The organism is Leptolyngbya sp. AN10 (assembly GCF_050565645.1).
In the GTDB taxonomy this organism is placed as follows: Bacteria; Cyanobacteriota; Cyanobacteriia; order Leptolyngbyales; family Leptolyngbyaceae; genus Leptolyngbya.
The window spans coordinates 16,047-31,316 of record NZ_JBNXVP010000023.1 but is presented as its reverse complement, the minus strand read 5'-3'; the positions used below and the strand labels follow the sequence as shown (position 1 = coordinate 31,316).

Genomic DNA, 15,270 nt, shown 5'->3' with positions numbered 1-15,270 from the left:
TATGGATTTACTGCGATCGCTTCCGTTGGGTCTGTATCTCGAACAGCCGATTACCTGGATGCACCGACTCGATCCACGGGTAAAATTAGCCTGGTTAATGAGCTTTCTGGCGACTCCATTACTGGCAAATCCAGCATGGCGCTTGGCTTTAGTTGGGGTACTAATTGGATTGACGTTTGCAGCGAGAATTCCGCTGAGAGTGTGGCGGCAACAGATGGGTTGGTTGTTGTTGCTGGCGGTTTATGTGTTTTCGCTCGTTGCGATCGCGCCAGATGGCTTGAGTGTTGAACCTCGTCCGCGCTTGCCTGAGAACGAACTCGCGTTTGTGCAGCAGCCGAATACGATCCCAGAACCTGCTCCACAAAGACCTTGGTACAATCCATTTCAATCGCAGCCTCAATCCCAATCCGCGAATTCATTGAAGCGACCGGAATTGAAACAGCCGACGGGATATCGGTATGTTGTGTTTCAGCGAGGTCCAATTCGGGTGACACGCCGATCGCTGGATTTGGCAATTCGAGTTGCTACATTGTTATTCACGCTGATTTACAGTACGAATTTATTCTTGCTCACGACTGCACCCGAAGAAGTCACCGCAGGATTGGAAGATCTGATGCGTCCGCTGCGTCGATTTAATCTTCCGGTGACTGAGATTACATTGACGTTAACGTTATCGCTGCGATTCATTCCGCTGGTGTTGGAAGAATTTCAGAATTTGATTCGATCGATTCGCACTCGTGCCATTAATTGGAAGAAATTGGGATTCCGTCGGACGGCTCAAGTGGCATTGTCGATCGCGGAACGATTGTTGCAGAATTTATTGCTGAGAGCAGAACAGATTGCCAGTGCGATGAAGGTTCGAGGGTTTACGAGTCCGAATCGGCATCGGGTGGAATGGCATCAATTGATTTTGAAACGGTTTGATTGGGTTGCATTGATTATATTAGGCGGATTCTGGGCAGCAAGAGTAATGTTGGGTTGACACAAAAAATCGGGACAACTTGTTACCATTGCCCCGATCCAAATTCAATCGATCTAAGAGGGTGTTTGAGAAGTCATCGTTTATCGCATTCACCCGCCCGGAAATGAATCTCCGGGCGGACTGTCAACGCAGCAAAGCCGCTTTTTATACTTTCCAAACACACTTTAATATTCCGGCACAGAAGAATCGACTTCACGACTCCAAGCCGTAATACCACCCTTCACATTAATGCCGTCGATCCCTGCCGATTTGAGAATCCCGATCGCTTTTGCCGATCGACCTCCCATTTTGCAATGTGCAATCAATTGATGTCCGTTGAGCAGTTCTTTCACTTTCTCAACGCCGCTGCCATTCTCAATGTCTGGCAATGGAACTAGAACAGAACCGGGAATTTGAGCAATTTGGTACTCGTTGGGATTGCGAACATCGAGCAGAACGTAATCTTTCCCGATCGCGCCACTGTCGATCAGCGCTTTCAATTCCTGAACTGTCATTTCCTGCATATTGGCTTTTTCCTGTTCTTCAGCCGCTTTTGCTTGCGGAATTCCACAAAATTCTTCGTAGTCTACCAACTTCTCAATCACAGGACGCACCGGATTCGGTCGCAATTTAAGCTCCCGGAATTTCATCTCTAGCGCGTTGTACAGCAACAATCGTCCACTGAGTGTGTTGCCTTGTCCGAGAATAATCTTCACCGCTTCAGTCGCCTGAATTGTTCCAATAATTCCGCACAGCACACCTAAAACGCCGCCCTCAGCACAAGATGGAACGAGTCCAGGTGGCGGGGGTTCCGGATACAAATCGCGATAGTTTGGACCACCCTCATAGTTAAAGACGGTTGCCTGTCCTTCAAAGCGGAAAATCGAACCGTAAACATTCGGCTTATTCAACAACACGCAAACATCATTCACCAGATAGCGTGTCGGGAAATTATCCGTTCCATCAATCACCAAATCATACGGTTCAGCAATTTGAAGCGCATTCTCAGAACTCAATCGCGTCTCATAGAGATCGACTTGACAAGTTGGATTAATTTCTAAAATTCGCTGTTTCGCCGATTCAATCTTAGGTTTACCAACCCAGGACGTGCCGTGAATAATTTGGCGATGCAAGTTAGAACTATCGACCACATCAAAATCGACAATTCCAATTCGTCCGATTCCCGCTGCTGCTAAATACAAGAGCAACGGTGATCCCAATCCACCTGTTCCCACACAGAGAACGCTGGCAGCTTTGAGTTTTTTCTGTCCATCAAGACCGACCTCCGGCAAAATAATATGCCTGGAATATCGGGCGTAATCGTCGTTTGTTAACTGGATCTCGTCCAGATTTGGATTTAGCATGGTGCGTCGTTGAACAAGTTGACAAAAACATTCGATTGAATGTTGGGGTGTTCCTTCACTGAATCAAGAGATTTTCCGCTTGAAAAACCTGCTGATCGTCGAGGCTCCAGCTACGAACATCTACCGCTTTTCCTTCCGAAACAGCCACGATCGTATAACTGTAGTGTGACCAAGCAGCAAGTCGATCGCATTCGGAGGGGATCGCCGGATTATCCGGATGCGAGTGGTAGATCCCGATAATATCGAGATTGTTCGATCGAGCTTCTTTCATTGCTGCCAGCATTTCTTCAGGCGCAATTTCATACTGACGTTTTCGAGTCGAGTCAGAGCGATCGTCGTTCCATCCGTTATTCGTAGCTTTGACATCCATGACGGTTTTCCCAGTGGGGTCACTCTTGCCCAACAGCAAGCCGCAGCACTCGTCTGGGTAGGTGCGCTCGGCATGAGCACGAATGCTCAATAAATGCTGAGAGTTGAGTCTGAGAATCACAGGCACGGTGAAATTCGTAAGTCAGATAACTATCTTAATGGATTCAGTGAATTGAGAATGCAGGATTGCAGTTTGTTAAGCGATTCAACTTGCACTAGAACTGGAGTCCCAAATTGGACAGACGCGAAACTTTTGTACTTAGGAAAACGCGATCGTCATCTGCCCCATATATGGATGTCTCAAAATCTAAATCGGCAACACTCCACAACTCGCGCCCATCTGTTGTTGAAAACGCCACCAAGCGGCTGGATTTTGTCACTCCATCGGCTTCTTTAGTATTCACAAAGCCGACGATCGCATCTGAGGTCACGCGATACCCCTCAAGCGAGATATACGGACTATAAGAAGTAGATGCCAATCTTAAGTCTGTCGCTTCTGGAAAGCGTTTCATCCATCGCTGTTGTCCTGTTTTCTCATCTAGAAATTTCAGGGAAGCAGTGCTTGCAGAGAAGGAACTGTAGCAACTCAGGTAAAACCCATCGGGCACAGCCCCAAAGTTAACGCATCGCGAATCAGAGATTGGAGCCTGCCATCGCAATTTTCCCGTATTCGCATCGTAGGCTTCTACGGTGATGACCGATTTACCCCGATTAGAACCGCTGTAGATATATTGATAAATGGTGGAGCCGCTGAATAAAACATTTCGGTAAAAATCCTGTACCGAAACTCCTTGCCTAACCACTGTTGTAATGCTAAATTTCAGCTTGCCAGTGTCCGCTGCGTAGCCAGAAATTTTAGCAGTGCGTTCCCAAGGCAGAAACAGCAAGATTGTATCGTTAGTGGCAGCCAGTGAAGACCCATCGAAATCTGCGGACGACGGTGTAGGCATAAATATCTGATGCTGTTTGCCTGTCGTTTTCTGCCATGTCTCTATCAAAGCCTTTGAATTAAGCTGATTCGACGTTTCTAACACTCGCAGCAGCGCAACTCGATCGCCGCTCACAACCAGATTGGGGTTAAATGAGGGTGCACCTTCATAGGGTAATTGAGAGTTTGCGGGTAGAGGAATACTCCGCTGAATCTGCCCGGTGGTCGGGTCAAGCGCAGTGAGCTTATCCGTCTTCAGAAACACGGATTGATCAGTGACCTGCATATCTGCCCAGTCTAAGACATTACTATTGTTAGTCCTAAACTGCCACAATTGCTTACCTGACGTAGCATCAAATGCGGTCACTTGTGTGATGCCTGGAACATTCTGATTTGTTGGACTGAGAAATGGGATGTAGACGCACCAATTACCGCAAGATTCTTTTCGAGAAGCTGCAAGGGTATACACTTGACCTGCATGGTTGATGATTCTTCGGATTGGTGCTACGTCGTCAATAGAAGTAGACCACAGTACTTTCCCGCTCTGAGCATCTACCGTCGTTAAGCTATGCACTTCTTGGTTCAGGTGAGTCCAGCCTAAACCCAAGATTCCAAGACTCAGAAAACTTAGGAAAATGATTCCTCGATTAAGACGCGATCGAGAATGCAGCGCCATACAAATACTCTTGATTTACAGGAAGTTTGGTTTGTGAATTTTGATCCAACTCCTGATAATGAAATTACAGAAATTCGACCTGCGATCGTGCTTAGCTAATTTTGATCATTTGTCCTTGTTCTGCCGATTGCTGAGCCGCGATCGCGACTTTCAACGTATACAAACTCTCTTCAGGCTGAATATAAAGCGGCGTTCCATTAGTCAAATAATCTAAAACAGCGCTAGTATCTTTCGTAAATAATCCACGTCTTGCACCGACTTCGATTTCACTAGCTCCGTCTGAATTGATCAAGGCTCCTCGATCGCCATCAAAGATCAAGGCTCCTCGATCGCCTTGTACTTCTAATTTTCGCTCAGATGTCCAAATCGTTTCGCCCTTGCCATATACGACATCTGCAATGACACCGTTTTTAAAGTTCAATTGTGCTTTGCAGAGACAGCCTGTGTAGCGATCTCCGTTCAAGTTCCAATAGCGATTTTGACAACTGACCGATTCAACTTGCCCGAAGACATGAATTAGTCGATGCAATCTCGATAAAGCTCCAACTAATGGAAACCCAAATAGCGAAGTGTTATACGTCCATTTTGCTGGAGCGGGATTTTGAGGGGTAAGCGTAATATATCTCGCGTAAAATGGCGTTCCGATTTGGGAAAGGGAATTAAGAAATGCTTGATGTACGCCACCAAGAATTTCGATGTGTTCAACGTGAAGCAGACGATTTTGAGAGCGGGCAAGCTCGATCGCGCTTTGGGCAGAGTGAAGGTCGATCGCTAACGGATATTCGACTACAACATGGCGACCGGATTCGAGCGCGGATTGAACAATCTTGCTGTGTTCCGAATTCACACCGCAGATGATCACTAAATCGACTGCATTGATCAATTCTTGCCAAGCATTAAACGCTTGAGTTTGGTGGGTATGTCCGAACTCTGCGGTCTTGTCCGGTTGATGACCTGCAACCCCGACTAATTTTGCTCGATCGTCTTGATTCACCGCTTCGGCTCTCAATTTCGCGGCATATCCAGTTCCCACCAATCCCACTCGAATCACAAAGCTAACCCTTAAAACTTCTTTCCTCAGTTTAACGGCAGAAGATCCTATCCTTGGCTAGAGTTGAATCAATCCGAAACATTGTAACTTAGTAAAAATTTCAAAATCATCAAAAAGGACGAGATTCGTTTCTGTCCATTTCTAGAGTTCGGTCCTACCGTATTGTTCAACCCTATGAGCGAAGCTTCCATTCAAAGAATTCTTCCCAGACCGCTCCAACCCGAATATGATTCTGAACGAGTTCAGGCGCTCCATCGCTACAACATTCTTGATACTCCGCCCGAAGCTGCGTTCGATCGCATTACTCAACTTGCTGCTCGATTATTTGATGTGCCGATCGCGCTTGTTTCTTTGGTAGACGAAAATCGCGCTTGGTTCAAGTCCTGTCATGGTTTTGATCTTCCGGAGGTTCCCAGAAACGATTCGATTTGCAATATCGCGATTTTGTATAACGAAGTTTTAGTCGTTCCAGATGCCCGAAAAGATGATCGTCTTGCCTGTAATCCCTTTGCTCTAGCAGAACCAGGACTGCGATTTTATGCAGGCGCACCCCTGATTACACAGGATGGCTATAACTTAGGAACGCTTTGCCTGCTGGACATGAAGCCTCATGAGGACTTGAGCGAGGAAAAGCGAACAATCCTAGTCGATCTTGCCGCAATGGTTCTGGATGAAATGGAACTGAGATTGGCAGTGCAGAAAATTGCTCAAACCGATGCGGCACTGCTCGAAGTCACCCAAGGCGTTTCAGCGGTCACGGGACGGGATTTTTTTGATGCACTGGTGCTGCATTTCGCTAAAGTTCTATCGGTCGATTATGTATACATTGGGCGTTTGATTGAACCGGAACAAGAGGCAATTCAAACGATCGCGGTTTGCGCTCATGGTCAGAATTCCGAAAATTTCGATTATTCGTTGCACGACACGCCATGTGAGCAGGTAATCCGAAATCGCAAACTTTGCTGTTATCCGCGTCAAGTTCAGGCTCTATTTCCAAGTGCGCCACTGCTGGCTCCATTAAATATTGAAAGCTATGTAGCAGTTCCATTCTTTGATTCGGGTGGAAAGCCGTTAGGATTGCTCGGAATCATGCACGGTAGAGATTTGGAGAATGTGCAGCTTGCAGAATCACTGCTGACGATTTTTGCTCTAAGAATTGCAACCGAACTCGATCGAACAAGAGTCTCGGAAGCAGAACGAGTTGCACGTGAACAAGCCGAAGCTGCGAATCGAATTAAAGATGAATTTCTCGCGATTCTTTCACATGAATTGAGAACGCCGCTGAGTCCGATTTTGGGATGGACAAAGCTTTTACGATCGGGAAAAGTTGCCCCCGAAAATCAAGATAAAGCCCTCGCCACGATCGAGCGAAATGCTCAACTCCAAACCCAATTGATCGAAGATCTGCTCGATGTTTCTCGAATTTTGCGCGGTAAGTTCACGCTAGACGTTCAACCTGTGAATTTAGCAGGTGTGATTACGGCTGCGATCGAGACCGTTCGACTCGCGGCAGAAGCGAAAAGGATCGAGATTGCAGCGATTCTAGAAGCTTCTCCCTGTGTGCTTGGGGATGCGGCTCGATTGCAGCAAGTGATTTGGAATTTGCTCTCGAATGCGGTGAAGTTCACACCTGAAGGCGGGCGGATTCAAATTCGGCTCACTCAAACCGAGCGATCAGCGATGATTCAAGTCACAGATACCGGAAAGGGAATTGATGCCGAATTTCTGCCGTATGTGTTCGATCGATTCCGCCAAGCGGATAGCGCAACGACTCGGAGATTTGGCGGGTTAGGATTGGGACTCGCGATCGTGCGTCAAATTGTCGAATTACATGGTGGTAACGTTCAAGCGGACAGTAAAGGCGAAGATCAAGGCGCAACATTTACGGTGACGTTTCCGTTGCAAGCCGAGATCGAACCTGCTCATTCTGCTTCCACGCCTGCTCATTCGATGGATTTGAAAGGAATTCGGATCTTAGTGGTTGATGATGAAACGGATTCGCGAGATTTTGTAGCCTATGTTCTCGAATCGGCTGGAGCGCAAATTCAACGTGCGTCATCTGCGATCGAGGCAATTAAGATTTTGGCTCAAAATCAGCCCGATTTACTCGTTAGCGATATTGGAATGCCTGAAATGGACGGGTATCAATTAATGAAGAGTTTAGAGCATAAAATTCCAGCGATCGCGCTCACTGCCTATGCGGGTGAAATTGATCAAAAAAGAGCGATCGCGTCAGGATTCCTTCATCATCTAGCGAAACCTGTTGAACCCGATCGACTGATTGCGATCGTCGCATCGCTTGTTTCTCAGAATTAGTCCCGTTTCGTATCGCAAGCGACTTTTAGCGGGATCGTTCTAGCGCAGTATAGAGGGTAACAAAAGCGCTGAAGTTCCTTGATTCATGCGATTTTCTGCCCCGAATGAGCTATTCCCCGTCGTTTATTCTACGATCGATCCGAATGCGATCGCATCGCAACTTCTCTCGCGCTATGACATCGGAGCGGTCAAAAGCTGCGAGTTTTGGTGTCGAGGTTTGAGCGATGTTTATTGTGTCGAAACCGATCGCGGATTGTATGTTCTAAGAGTGGCGCATTGGGGTTGGCGCTCTCAAGCCGATATCGATTTTGAATTAGCATTACTCGATTTTCTGCATGATCGAGGTTTGCCGATCGCGCATCCGTTAAAGACAGAATCGGGCAAATTGTCGATCGTCATTCCTGCCTTAGAAGGAGAGCGATACGCAGCGTTATTTACTTACGCGCCTGGAGCGATCGCGCTCGGAGATCTCAGTATTCGACAGGCGACTCGACTAGGTGAAACGCTGGCAAAAGTTCATCAAGCGGGATTAGAGTTTGATTGCTCATACCCACGAAAGCCGCTCACGCTGGATTATTTGCTGGATGAATCTTGGAGTGCGATCGCGCCTTTTTTGCAAAACAGCGATCGCGACTATGTGGAAAGTGCGATCGCTCAAATCAAATTAGGATTGCAAGATTTTCCGCGATCGTCTCCGTATTGGGGAATTTGCTGGGGCGATCCGCACAGTGGCAATACGCATTTCACAGAAGCCGATCAGCCGACATTGTTTGATTTTGATCAATGTGGCTTTGGCTGGCGGGCGTTCGATTTAGGCAAATTTCGCCAAGTTGCGCTCAATACGGGAATTAGTCGGCGAGTGAGAGAAGCCTTTTTGCAGGGATATCGATCGATTACTCCTCTAGAAGAGTTTGAACTAGCGGCGATTTCTGCGTTCACTCAAACGGCGCATATTTGGGTTTGGTCGATCGGTCTAAATTACGCACTTCGACACAATTACAGCCGTTTAGATGATTCCTTTTTTCGCAAACGGGTAGAACAGCTAAGAAAGTTAAAATCTCCCGATTGGCAAATGTTTTAAGATTTAGAGTAGTAGAAGTTTAGATTAGAACATCTTCGGAGTCGCCCCCAAACCCCCAAATCTGGGGGCTTAAGGCGCTTGCTCCCCCAAACTTGGGGGCTGGGGGGCTTTCTAGAAGTGTCCTAACTGAAATAAGTACGACTTAAGCCATTTCTAAAAAACCGATTTAGCTCAAATGTTTCTCAACCGTCAAATGTTGCTGAACTGTTGAAACCAAGCGATCCGTCCAGTAAGTTGCTAACTCTGCACTTTCCGCCTCAACCATTACCCGGATCACAGGCTCCGTTCCCGATGCTCGGACTAAAATTCGTCCTTGATTGCCCATTGCCGATTCAGCTTCCGCGATCGCTCTTTGTACCGCTTGATTCTTCGCCCAATTCATCCGCAGTGCCCGGTCTTCGACTCGCACATTCCGCAGCAATTGAGGATAGGTTTTGAAACTCTGATCGACCAATTCCGAAAGCGAAACTCTCGATCGTTGAATCAAAGCCGCCAAATGCAGTGCTGTCAACAATCCATCGCCGCTCACACTATGCTGGGGACAAAGAATATGCCCGGACTGTTCACCACCTAGAGCCGCTCCGTGTTTCACCATGTCCGCATGAACATACTGATCGCCCACTGCCGCCCGAATCAGCGTTCCGCCCAGTTTTTCCCAAGCGCGTTCAAATCCAAGATTTGACATCACCGTAGCGACGATCGTAGCTCCTGGCAATTGACCCTTTTCTAAAAGATGCTGTCCCCAAAAATAGAGAATGTAATCACCATCAACCGTTCGACCTTGGGAATCGACAGCTAAAACGCGATCGGCATCTCCATCAAAGGCAAATCCAACATCCGCCGAATGTTCTTTCACCGCTGCTTTGAGCAAATTTAAGTGAGTCGAACCGCAGTTAACATTAATGCGATCGCCATCCGGAATTTCATGCAGCGCAATCACATCCGCACCCAATGAACGGAAGATTTCAGTTGCCGATCGAGTTGCCGCACCCCAAGCCAAATCAAGCACCACGCGCAATCCTGCCAATGGTTGCTCGGATTCGGTCATCAACGGTTTGCGAATCGCTTCAATGTATTCATTCACCAATTCGGGACGATAAAAATGCTTGCCCCACTGTTGTGAAATCGTGGCAATCTTGCTCTCTCCGCGCAATCCAGCTTCAATTTGTTGCTGAAGTTCTAAAGCCAACTTCGAGCCATCAGAATTAAAAAACTTGATGCCATTATCTTCGGGTGGATTGTGGCTGGCAGAAACCATCACCCCCCCGATCGCTTCGCTGTAATGGGTCAAATGCGCCACAACAGGAGTCGGACACAATCCCAAATCCCACACTTCAATGCCAGCGGCAGTCAGTCCAGCAGAAAGCGCCATCGCCAGCATATTACTCGAATTGCGGGAATCTTGACCGATCACCACAGGCGCACGATTTCCAGCCCCTAAAACCTGTCCAGCCCAATATCCAATCTGCATTGCCAGCGGTGCGGTCAATAGTTCACCCGCTTTTCCGCGAATGCCATCCGTTCCAAATAATGCCGATTCGGGCAACGGCAGGGCATCCCAGTGATGAATCTGGAGACGCGACGAAGCACGGCTTAACGATTCAGCCTTTAATGACACCATAAATTGTTCACTTCCTCACACAGTTAACGGATTCAGTCGCACCCTTGAAGTCTATCGCGATGAGCCCATTTTCTCTAGATGCTTGGGTTACACGCCAACCGCATCCAGAAGCCGCTGAAACGCTTCCCAACTCAGTCCTTGCTCTACATAGCGCGGTGAATTCGGATTGTAGGGACTCTTTAAGCGATCGATAGACTGAACGATCGCATGATCAGGCAGCACAGGCTCATCGGGATCGAATGAAGTTGGATTCATCAGTGAACTGGAAAATCCCTTGAAAATCGCGACTTGATCCGGTTGTCCATCGATTTCGATCGATAACAGCAAAACTTCGTTCGGACACTTGATCGTGTATTGCTCTAAGCGTTGCCCAATTGATTTGCTCATGAAAGTCTAGAAGAACAGGTGAACACTAATTTTCCATTGCGGAACGTTTGCGCTTTCCTAATCGGAAGAAGACAAAATAACCCAGATACAAGACGTAGATTACCAGTCCTAGAATGCCAAAGAATCCGAGTACAAAAGGTCTGACTCCAGAGTGAAGATATTCGCGGAACAGGAATGGTGGATCAAGCCAAACTCGACACTGAGCATCACCCAAAATCTGCTGACTGGCAAGAGTGGCACAGCGCAACACGGGAATTTGTCCGATCGCGCCCAAAACACAATAGATCGATACTGCCCAACGCCAAGAGACCAGCGAAAGTTTTAGTGAATCGGCTGGAGAATCGCGAATTTCTTCATTCAAATCGACCCAGTACCAGAGACCGATCGGAATTAGAATTCGAGCAAGCCAACCAGAGACAAAGCCGATCGGTAAAACGCCGATCAAAAGATACACCGTGATTGCCAATAAACTCGCGACGCGCCAATAGATCAACATCAATTTTTGAATCGCTTCAGCGCGTTGAACGGTTGCCCAAATCAACAATCCAAGGGGCAGGATGACAGTAAACAAGACTGCCAATCGGTAATCTGTCCAAACGATTGAAGATAACCAGGCGGGAACGTCTTGCATAACTCAAATAATAGAACGGGGGTTTAGCTCCATCAGTATATAAAGGAAATCCGGAGTTTCAGCGTTTTTGACTGTACTTTGCGACGGTTTGTGCCAAGGCAGTTAAGTCAATCGGTTTCGAGACGTAATCGACGGCTCCAGCTTCGAGACATTTTTCTCGATCGCCTTTCATCGCCATCGCCGTTTGAACGATTACGGGAATCGATCGATACCGCTTTCTCGATTGTAGTTGCTGAGTCAGCGTCAATCCATCCACATTCGGCAAGTGAATATCCATTAAAATCGCTGCTGGAATGGATTGTTTGAGCGATTGCCACATTTCCTCACTGTTTTTCGACCAGGTGACCTCATAACCGAGCTTGCACAGGTAGGTAATGATCAGGCGGGCATTGTGGGCGTTGTCCTCGACGAGCAGAATGTGGTTCGATCGAGTGGGATTGAGACGGGAAGAAGGAGCAATCTGAGGCGATGCGGCTGGAATTTGGGGAGTCAGACAAAGTTCGGTTTGGCTGGAGGCGGGGGAAACAGGAACCGTACAGGGAAGCGCGATCGTAAATCGAGAGCCGCGATCGGGTTCTGATTCGAGCCGTACCCAACCACCGTGTAATTCTGCGAGTTTTTGAGTGAGCGCAAGTCCTAGACCTGTTCCTTCTCCAGGAGTTGCATTATTTAGCTGCGTGTAAGGACGAAATAGAATTTGCTGTTGTTCAGGAGAGATTCCGGTTCCAGTGTCCCAAACGGTGAATTCAACGAAGTCATTGACCGTTTTCACTTCAAGACCCACAGCGCCGCGCTCCGTAAATTTCAGCGCATTAGAGAGCAAATTGAATAACATCTGCTTTACGCGCAGCGGATCGGCAACAACCGTCGAAACATCTGGAGCGACAACTAATTTGAGCGGGAGTCCTTTGTCGTTTGCTTTTTCCTGCACCAGTTTGAGCGCGAGTTTGCAGACTTCTATTACCTCGATCGATTCCTGCTGTAAGGTCAATTGATTCGCTTCGATCTTGGACAAATCGAGAATGTCGTTAATCAGCGCTAGAAGATGTTGACCACTGCTCAGAATAATTTTGAGATATTCTTGATGGCGCAGATTAGAAGGCGTGAAACCCTGTTCTCGGAGCAAATGTGTAAAGCCCAGAATCGAGCTTAAAGGAGTCCGAATCTCGTGGCTAGTATTGGCAAGAAATTCACTTTTGAGTTTGCTGATTTGGGTGAGTTCTCGATTCTTTGCTTCCAGCATTTGACTCTTTTCGATCAACGTCTCTGTTTTTTTACCGTAGCGAATGTGTTGAACCGTTTGAGCGATCGCACGACTCACACACTGATCTCTCAATTGAATGAACGCCGCATCAGAACTCGTGGAAATTGGAGGAGAAACGGTGATCAGCCATCCGTAAGTATTTTTGCGATCGCACAATTCCCAAGCGCTTTGCCATTCGAGTTGACGTAACTTCTGCAATTCTAAACTCGTAAAGGTATGACCGAGTTCGAGTTCGATCGCGTGACGGGCGATGCAGATCGAAGGACTAAGCTGCATCATCGAACCCGCAAGATGTTGGATTTCAAACTGATTATCGATCGGGAGCGCGATCGCGACTACTTCACCGGATAAAGCTTGTCCTAACTCATCTGCTAGGATCTGCCAGAGTCGCAATTCAGTGGGTGAAGCATTGAGACAGTTGAGTAAGCGAGCGTTTAGATGATTCAGGAAGCGTTCGATCCAAAGTTCTGCCGCGAGTTGATTTGTCGCGCAAGAATCTGATTCGGTGAAGACTTGCCGCAAAGAGGCATTGATAGAACTGCCTCGAATCGTCTGATGTAGATGCAGGTGCAGAGTCATGCAGCGTTCTCGATCGATTGAAATTTTACGGACATCGGGTAGAGTGGGCTTGCTCACCATCCTACCGAGATCTACTGAAAACTCAGAACCGATAGGCGGTGAGCTTAATCAAAGTCTTAATAATCTCTATGGAACTATGAAGATCAGAATTCCCGCCGTGAGAAAATCAGCGACGCGATCGACAACGTAAAGGCAATGTAAAGAATCGCGTATAAGACACTACTGAGCAGAATGGGTGAGGCTGGAATCAGATTGTAAACGGCTTGATTTTTCAAATCTAATCGCGCCAGATCGGGCAGCACGAGATAAAGTCCCTGAGTCGCGGCTTCGATCGAGGCATTTTTCGTCAGTTTGCCAAATTTCACGATGTCTTGGCTCAATAGCCCCATCAGATATACGCCAAACGTCAACATCATCGCCAATAGAGCACCAGTGAACACGCTGAACAAAATCGCGATCGCACTCACGAGCGATAGTTGCAGAAATAGAAATCCAGACGAGAGTAAAAGATTCGGGACTGAGAACGGAATTTTGAGCACGAATAAGATTGCAATTGCGATCGCGCTCATTGCCGTAATCAAAACTGCTAATACTGCGGACAATCCCCAATGCTTGCCGATAATGAATTCTGCCCGACTTACAGGTTTCGCAATCAATACAAAAACTGTTCGCTTTTCGATCTCTTTATTGACGAGATTCGTACCGATGAAAATTGCAATAATTAATCCCAGAACGGGCATCGCGGCAAGTGCCAGATCGAGCAGAATTTTGTCTTCAGTTGAAGCTGCAACTTCAGGCAACAGGCGACTTGCCAAAAGTAAACCAGCCCCATACAGACCGATCAAATAAAGAACGCGATCGCGAATCACTTCTCGAAAGACATTCGACGCGATCGCGATCATTCGCGTAAACGTGCCGCCAACGGTATAAACCGCTTCACTCATCGCTGCTTCTCCTACGGGAAATCACATCGGATTCCCCATTTTGCCCGAAGAAACTACGATCGGTTCGATTCAATTTGTCTCGCTGGATCGATCGCGCCACATTGCACCGTTCCGACGATTTGCTGACCAGTGGGAGCGGTTGCAGGAGGAGCCGATTCTCGGAAGTTAAATTCCTGGCTTGATCCTGGTTTACGCACTTGGGTAATTCGACAGGTTCGAGTGAGTTCATACCCTTCACGTCGCGAAGTTCGCCGAGTCCAAAGCGCTTGAAGTTGGAGATCATACGCTGAGGAAGTCACTTGAGCATTGAGCGTCCACAAATCACTTCCAGGCGATTGCGGTAATTCTTCACGAACTTGCTTTCTCAGACGTGGAACTTGCTGATCAAGCTGAGTCAACCAGCGTTCGACCTGTCCCCAAGGCTTGCCTTCCAGTTCAGTCCGAACATTCTGTGCCGCAACATTGAGCACATCGGCTCCACGAGAAAGCACTTCCGCTCGATCGTATCGTTGCGGTTGCCAGACAAATGAACTGCGCGAAAAGTCTTCGGCTCGTAGCTCCGGGTTCTGGGTCAGCCAACCTTGAGTTTGGAAATAAAACTGAAACCAGCAGCTAATTATCAAATTGGCAAGTAGGACGAGAATAATATCTAACCGACGGTCTTTTGACGGATTCGTATAAACCGGGCTTTTCGTGCTGGGATCAGATTTGACAAACTTCGGAGATGACCAAATAATCGCGGAAATGGGGGGCCAACTGATAAAAGCGGTTTGAGTCGGAACAGTTCGTCCTTCGATCGTGCCAAATAGATAAACGCACACCAATATTCCAACAATCCAAGGACCGATGAAGAACTCGTAGAACGTCAATTTCTCTTTTACGGGTTTTTCATACACAAACCACCAAACACTGAGAATCAGAAACACCCAGCCAAACGAAGAAATAATTCGTTGAGCAATCTGCGGCTGAGGCGATGTGGTCAGAGCCGCGACGACCACACTAAAAATACTCAGAAATAAAAGCGTCTGCCAAGATGCCCACTGCGGCGGTCTGACACGATCGCGAACTTGTTTAAAGACTTGATTCATCCACAGCATT

General features: G+C 47.5%; 13 protein-coding genes. 3 read left to right on the top strand and 10 right to left on the bottom strand.

Annotated features, from left to right (window positions below; all coding sequences use genetic code 11):
• The first annotated feature begins 1 nt into the window (after position 1).
• Entirely contained in the window at positions 2–982 is a 981-nt protein-coding gene (locus tag ACQ4M5_RS26935) for an energy-coupling factor transporter transmembrane component T family protein (protein WP_430678822.1), read from the top strand.
• A 164-nt stretch (positions 983–1,146) separates the two neighbouring features.
• On the opposite strand, the gene moeB is transcribed toward ACQ4M5_RS26935, so the two are convergent.
• From moeB to ACQ4M5_RS26915, 4 genes are all read right to left on the bottom strand, one after another.
• Positions 1,147–2,325 (bottom strand): molybdopterin-synthase adenylyltransferase MoeB, encoded by a 1,179-nt coding sequence (gene moeB, locus ACQ4M5_RS26930; protein ID WP_430678821.1) that lies wholly within the window; start codon positions 2,323–2,325, stop codon positions 1,147–1,149.
• Positions 2,326–2,380: 55 nt separating this feature from the next.
• Positions 2,381–2,821: a Mov34/MPN/PAD-1 family protein gene (locus ACQ4M5_RS26925; RefSeq protein ID WP_430678820.1), complete on the bottom strand. Its 441-nt coding sequence runs from the start codon at positions 2,819–2,821 to the stop codon at positions 2,381–2,383.
• A gap of 88 nt (positions 2,822–2,909) precedes the next feature.
• Positions 2,910–4,298, bottom strand: a complete 1,389-nt coding sequence (locus tag ACQ4M5_RS26920; RefSeq protein WP_430678819.1) for a PQQ-binding-like beta-propeller repeat protein — start codon at positions 4,296–4,298, stop codon at positions 2,910–2,912.
• A 91-nt stretch (positions 4,299–4,389) separates the two neighbouring features.
• Positions 4,390–5,349, bottom strand: a complete 960-nt coding sequence (locus tag ACQ4M5_RS26915) for a Gfo/Idh/MocA family protein (protein ID WP_430678818.1) — start codon at positions 5,347–5,349, stop codon at positions 4,390–4,392.
• A 174-nt stretch (positions 5,350–5,523) separates the two neighbouring features.
• On the opposite strand from ACQ4M5_RS26915, the gene ACQ4M5_RS26910 reads away from it, so the two are divergent.
• Together ACQ4M5_RS26910 and ACQ4M5_RS26905 are read left to right on the top strand one after the other, a co-directional pair.
• A complete protein-coding gene (locus ACQ4M5_RS26910) occupies positions 5,524–7,665 on the top strand; it encodes a hybrid sensor histidine kinase/response regulator (RefSeq protein ID WP_430678817.1) in 2,142 nt (713 codons plus the stop codon).
• A gap of 85 nt (positions 7,666–7,750) precedes the next feature.
• Positions 7,751–8,746: a phosphotransferase gene (locus ACQ4M5_RS26905; protein WP_430678816.1), complete on the top strand. Its 996-nt coding sequence runs from the start codon at positions 7,751–7,753 to the stop codon at positions 8,744–8,746.
• Between the two features lie 166 nt (positions 8,747–8,912).
• Here ACQ4M5_RS26905 and glmM read toward each other — a convergent pair whose 3' ends face one another.
• The 6 genes from glmM to ACQ4M5_RS26875 all read right to left on the bottom strand — a co-directional run bounded on the left by glmM (position 8,913) and on the right by ACQ4M5_RS26875 (position 15,269).
• Positions 8,913–10,367, bottom strand: a complete 1,455-nt coding sequence (gene glmM / locus ACQ4M5_RS26900; RefSeq protein ID WP_430678815.1) for a phosphoglucosamine mutase — start codon at positions 10,365–10,367, stop codon at positions 8,913–8,915.
• Between the two features lie 87 nt (positions 10,368–10,454).
• A complete protein-coding gene (locus ACQ4M5_RS26895; RefSeq protein WP_430678814.1) occupies positions 10,455–10,754 on the bottom strand; it encodes a hypothetical protein in 300 nt (99 codons plus the stop codon).
• Positions 10,755–10,779: 25 nt separating this feature from the next.
• Positions 10,780–11,385 (bottom strand): DUF3177 family protein, encoded by a 606-nt coding sequence (locus ACQ4M5_RS26890; RefSeq protein ID WP_430678813.1) that lies wholly within the window; start codon positions 11,383–11,385, stop codon positions 10,780–10,782.
• A gap of 58 nt (positions 11,386–11,443) precedes the next feature.
• A complete protein-coding gene (locus ACQ4M5_RS26885) occupies positions 11,444–13,228 on the bottom strand; it encodes an ATP-binding protein (protein WP_430678812.1) in 1,785 nt (594 codons plus the stop codon).
• A 143-nt stretch (positions 13,229–13,371) separates the two neighbouring features.
• Positions 13,372–14,172 carry an ABC transporter permease gene (locus tag ACQ4M5_RS26880; RefSeq protein WP_430678811.1) on the bottom strand — a complete coding sequence of 267 codons (801 nt, stop codon included), beginning with the start codon at positions 14,170–14,172 and terminating at the stop codon, positions 13,372–13,374.
• Positions 14,173–14,225: 53 nt separating this feature from the next.
• Positions 14,226–15,269 (bottom strand): DUF5357 family protein, encoded by a 1,044-nt coding sequence (locus ACQ4M5_RS26875; RefSeq protein WP_430678810.1) that lies wholly within the window; start codon positions 15,267–15,269, stop codon positions 14,226–14,228.
• Between the last annotated feature and the right edge of the window lies 1 nt (position 15,270).